The 5,328-nt window shown below is 75.2% G+C and carries 1 protein-coding gene; it reads right to left on the bottom strand.

The window, feature by feature from the left end; translation table 11 throughout:
• A partial coding sequence (locus tag ABZ646_RS39165; protein ID WP_360530268.1) for a type I polyketide synthase occupies positions 1-5,234 on the bottom strand: 5,234 nt, incomplete at its 3' end.
• Positions 5,235-5,328 lie beyond the last annotated feature (94 nt).

The following is a 5,328-nucleotide window of genomic DNA, read 5'->3' as shown; positions in this document are numbered from 1 at the left end:
GGTGTGTCGCCGACCGGTCCGGGCACCGGCCGCGGCCCGGACACCGGCTGCGGTGCGGGTATGGGCACCGGCTGCGACGCGGGTGCCGGGTGGGCCGTCGGGTGCGGGGCGTCCGGCCAGTACCGGCGGTGCTGGAAGGCGTACGTGGGCAGGTCGGCGACCGTGCGGTGCGGGGCCGCCGGGAGCAGGGCGGAGAAGTCGACGGGGATGCCGCGGACGTGCAGCCGGGCCAGCGCGGTGACGGCGCCGACGCACTCGTCCTCGGCGCCGTCGTGCAGCGTGGGCACGAACATCGCCGGCTCGGCGCCGGGGCCGGACGCCTCCTGGGCCATCGCGGTGAGGACGCCGCCGGGGCCCAGTTCGAGGAAGGTGGTGACGTCTTGCGTGTGCAGCGCGCCGATGACGTCGTGGAAGCGGACGGTGCGGCGGACGTGCTCGACCCAGTAGTCCGGGGAGCACAGTTGCTCCGGGGTGGCCGGCTCGCCGGTGACGCCGGAGACGACGGGAATCGCCGGGAGCGAGTACGTCAGCCTGGCGACGACCTCGCGGAACGCGTCGAGCATGCCGTCCATGTGCGAGGAGTGGAAGGCGTGGCTGACCCGGAGGTGCTTGGTGCGGTGGCCGCGGGCCGCGCACGCCTCGGCGACGGCCGTCACGGCGTCCCGGTCGCCGGAGACCACGACGGAGGCGGGCCCGTTGACCGCCGCGATGTCGACGGTGCCCGGCGCGTCGGCGAGCAGGGGCCGGACGACGGACTCGGGGGCGTTGAGCGCGGCCATCGCCCCGCCCGGCAGGGCCTGCATCAGCCGTCCGCGTGCCGCCAGCAGAGTCACGGCGTCCGGGAGGGACAGCACGCCCGCCACGTGCGCCGCCGTCACCTCGCCGACGGAGTGCCCGGCGAGCCGGTCGGGGCGGACGCCCCAGGACTCGTAGAGCCGGAACAGGGCGACTTCCACGGCGAACAGACCGGCCTGCGCGAATACCGTTCGCTCCAGTTCGGCCGGGTCGTCGCCGAACACCACGTCCAGGACGGACCTGGTGACGTGCCCGGCGTCCAGCAGGTGCCGGTCCAGTTCGGCACAGGCGGCGTCGAAGGCGTCGCGGAACACCGGGTAGTGCTCGTAAAGGCGGCGGCCCATGCCGGTGTACTGGCTGCCCTGGCCGGTGAACAGCACCGCGAGCCTGCCGGGACGCGCCACTCCGCGGGCGTGCCGGGGGTGGGCCAAGGCGTCCAGACCGTCGAGCAGCGCGGTGCGTCCCGCGCCCACGACCACGGCACGGTGTTCGAACGCCGTCCGGGTGGAGAGCAGTGCGTGGGCGATCTCGGCGGGGTCGGCGTCCGAGTGCCGCCCGGCCCACTCCGCGAGCCGGTCCGCCTGCCCTTCCAGCGCCTCGGGGCTGCGGGCCGAGAGGACCCAGGGGACGACGGCGGGCACGGCCGTGGGCGTGGGCGTGTCGTCCGTACTGGTGTCCGTGTCGGGTGCCTGCTCGACGATGACATGGGCGTTGGTGCCGCTGACGCCGAACGCGGACACACCCGCCCGGCGCGGTCGCCCGGCCTCGGGCCAGGGCCGCTGCTCCGTCAGCAGTTCCACCGCGCCCGCCGACCAGTCCACCTGCGGGGTGGGGGCGTCGACGTGCAGGGTGCGCGGCAGGAGGCCGTGCCGGATGGCCATGACCGTCTTGATGACGCCCGCCACGCCCGCGGCGGCCTGGGCGTGCCCGATGTTCGACTTCACCGAGCCCAGCCACAGCGGACGGTCCGCGGGCCGGTCCTGACCGTAGGTGGCGAGGACGGCCTGCGCCTCGATGGGGTCGCCCAGCGCCGTGCCGGTACCGTGCGCCTCGACCACGTCCACGTCGGCACCGGTCAACCCGGCGCTGCTCAGCGCCTGCCGGATGACACGCTGCTGGGAGGGGCCGTTGGGGGCGGTGAGGCCGTTGGACGCACCGTCCTGGTTCACCGCGCTGCCGCTGACGAGGGCCAGCACCTGGTGACCGTTGCGCCGAGCGTCCGACAGCCGCTCCACGAGAAGCACGCCCACGCCCTCGGCCCATCCCGTGCCGTCCGCCGACGCGGCGAACGCCTTGCACCGGCCGTCGGCCGACAGGCCCCGCTGCCGGGAGAAGTCGACGAAGGCGTCCGGCGCGGCCATCACCGTGACCCCGCCGGCCAGCGCCATCGAGCACTCGCCCGCCCGCAGCGCCTGCGCCGCCAGGTGCAGCGCCACCAGCGACGACGAACACGCCGTGTCGATGGTCACCGCGGGCCCTTCGAGACCGAGGGTGTAGGCCACCCGGCCGGACAGCACGGCTGCGGAGATGCCGGTGATGCGGTGCCCCTCGACCTCCTCGGAGACCTGGCGCAGGCGCAGCGCGTAGTCCTGGGTGTTCATGCCGGTGAACACACCGATGTGGCGGCCCGCCAGGGTCGTCGGGTCGATGCCGGCCCGCTCGAACACCTCCCACGACGTCTCCAGGAGCAGCCGCTGCTGCGGGTCCATCGCCAGGGCCTCGCGGGGCGAGATACCGAAGAAGCCCGCGTCGAACCCGGCGGCGTCCGTCAGGAACGCACCGTGCCGGGCGTACGACGTGCCGGGGTGGTCGGGGTCACTGTCGTAGAGCGCGGACAGGTCCCAGCCGCGGTCGTCCGGGAAGTCGCCGACCGCGTCACCGCCCTCGCTGATCAGCCGCCAGAAGTCCTCCGGGCTCTCCACACCACCGGGGAAGCGGCAGCTCATCGCGACGATGGCGATGGGGTCGTCGGACGTCCCGGGCGGGACGGCGGACGGTGCCGCGGAGGTGTCGCCCTCCGCCAGGAGTTCCGCGAGCAGGTGCCGGGTGAGGACGTCCGGGCTCGGGTGGTCGTAGAGCAGTGTGGCGGGGAGCCGGAGTCCGGTGTCCGCGGCGAGCCGGTTGCGCAGTTCTACGGAGGTCAGCGAGTCGAAGCCCGCCTCACGGAACGCCCGGCCGGCGGCGACGGCGTCGGCGGACGTGTGCCCGAGGACGTGCGCGGCACGGTTCCTGACCAGGTCGAGCAGCGTCTCGTGCCGCTCGTCGGGCGTCAGCGGTGCCAGCCGTCGTACGAGGCCCGTCCCGCCGGCCGCCGCCGCCCGGCCCGCGGCCCGGCGCCGGACCGGCGGCACCAGCTCGCGCAGCAGGGGAGCGACCGGGCCGCCGTCCGGCTCGGCACGCAGCCGCCCGAGGTCGAGCCGGGCCGCCACCAGCGCCGGGAGGGAGCTGCGCAGACCGGCGTCGAACAGCGCGAGGCCGGTCTCCTCGTCCAGTGCCGCCATCCCGAACCGCCGGGAGTGCTGCCGCAGGTCGGAGGCGGTGAGGTGGGCGGTCAGCTCGCTGGTGGCCGCCCAGTGGCCCCAGGCGAGCGAGGTGGCGGGCAGCCCGGCCGCCCTGCGCCGCGCGGCCAGCGCGTCCAGGAAGGCGTTGGCGGCTGCGTAGTTGGCCTGCCCGGGGTTGCCGAGGACGCCGGCGGCCGAGGAGTACAGCACGAACGCCGCGAGGCCGGTGTCCCGGGTCAGCTCGTCCAGCAGGAGCGCCGCGTCCGCCTTGGGCCGCAGGACGGCTTCCAGCCGCTCCGGGGTGAGGGCGGTGACCACGCCGTCGTCCAGCACACCGGCGGTGTGGACGACGGCGGTCAGCGGTGTCCCGCCGGGGATCGACGCCAGCAGGCCGGTCAGCGCGGCACGGTCGGTGACGTCGCAGGCGACGGTGCGCACGGTGGCTCCCAGCGCGCCGAGGTCGCGCTCCAGCTCGGGCACGCCCTCGGCGGCACCGCCGCGCCGGCTGACCAGCAGCAGGTGGCGTACGCCGTGCTCGGCCACGAGATGCCGGGCGAGCCGGCGGCCCAGGGTGCCGGTGCCGCCGGTGATCAGTACGGTGCCGTCGGGGTCGAGCGGCTCTACGGCATCGACGGTGTCCTCGGGGTCGAGCGGTCGAACGGCGCCGGCGTCCGCCGCCCGCACCAGCCTCGGTACGGTGGCCCGCCCGGCGGTGAGGGCGAACTGCGGCTCACCGGTGGCGACCGCGGCGGGCAGCAGCGCCTCGGAGGCGGCGTCCCCGTCCACGGCGGCCAGGACCAGCCGCTCCGGTGCCTCCGATTGCGCCGAGCGGACGAGCCCCCAGACAGCCGCGGTGGCCGGGTCGCCGACGTCCCGCGTGACGACGACCAGCCGCGCATCCGTCACCGGCAGGGCAAGCCACGCCTGGACCCACGCCAACGCCCGCGAGGTCAGCGCCCGCAACCCCTGGGCGGTGTCCGTCAGATCCACGCGCACATCACTCCGAGCGGCCGACGCCGACAGCTCATCGAGCTCGGCAACGGTGACCAGTTGCCGCGTCGGGTCCGCCACGGCCTCGACGGCAAAGGGCACCCAGTCGACGCGGAACAACGCGTCCAGCGGGTCCACGCCGCCCTGAGCAGCCGCCGACACCAGCTCATCCGCGTTGACCTCACGCGAGATGACCGACCCGAAGCTGCCGACCGCCCGGCCGGAGGCGTCCGCGAGTTCCAGCGCCGTACCGCCACTGCCGTCCGGAGCGGAACGCGCCCGCAGAGAGGTGGCCCCGGCCGCTGCCAGGGACACGGCACGGTAGATGACGGACAGCGCGGAGGTGCCACCGTCGGCACGGCCCACGGCTTCGAGCAGCGCGGGATGCAGCGCGAACCGCTCGGCCGCGTCCCGCTGCTCCTCGTCCACCTCGGCCTCGGCGAACACCTCCTCGCCACGCCGCCACGCCGCACGCAGCCCCGGTACCGCCGGATCCACCTCGACGGGCACCGCCCCGGCCGGCGGCCACACCGACAGGTCGATGCCGGGGACGGCGTCCGGACGGCCGGCCAGTGTGCCGGTGGCGTGCCGGGTCCAGCCGGGGGCACCCTGACGCCGAGAGTGGACGGTCAGCCGGCGCCGGCCGGAGCCGTCCGCCGCGCCGACGGCCACCTGGAGCCGCACGCCCGGGCCCTCCGCGAGCACGAGCGGCGTCTCGATCAGCAGTTCCTCGACGGCACCGCAGCCCACCTCGTCCCCGGCACGCACCGCCATCTCCAGGAACGCCGCCCCGGGCACCACCGCGACTCCGTGCACCGTGTGTTCGGCCAGCCAGGGGTGGCTGCTCGACGACAGCCGGGCGGTGAACAACACCCCGCTCTCGTCGGGCAGTTCGACCCAGGCGTCGAGCAGGGGGTGTCGGGCGTCCGTGAGCCCGGCGGCGGCCACGGCACCTGCGGAAGGGACGTTTTTGAGCCAGTAGTGCTGGTGTTGGAAGGGGTAGGTGGGGAGGTGTGGGGCGGTGTGTGGGGGTGTGTTGGTG

Source organism: Streptomyces sp. NPDC007162 (assembly GCF_040634175.1).
Taxonomy (GTDB): domain Bacteria; phylum Actinomycetota; class Actinomycetes; order Streptomycetales; family Streptomycetaceae; genus Streptomyces.
Note: the sequence above shows the minus strand (reverse complement) of the source record. Positions and strands in the feature narration are given on the sequence as shown.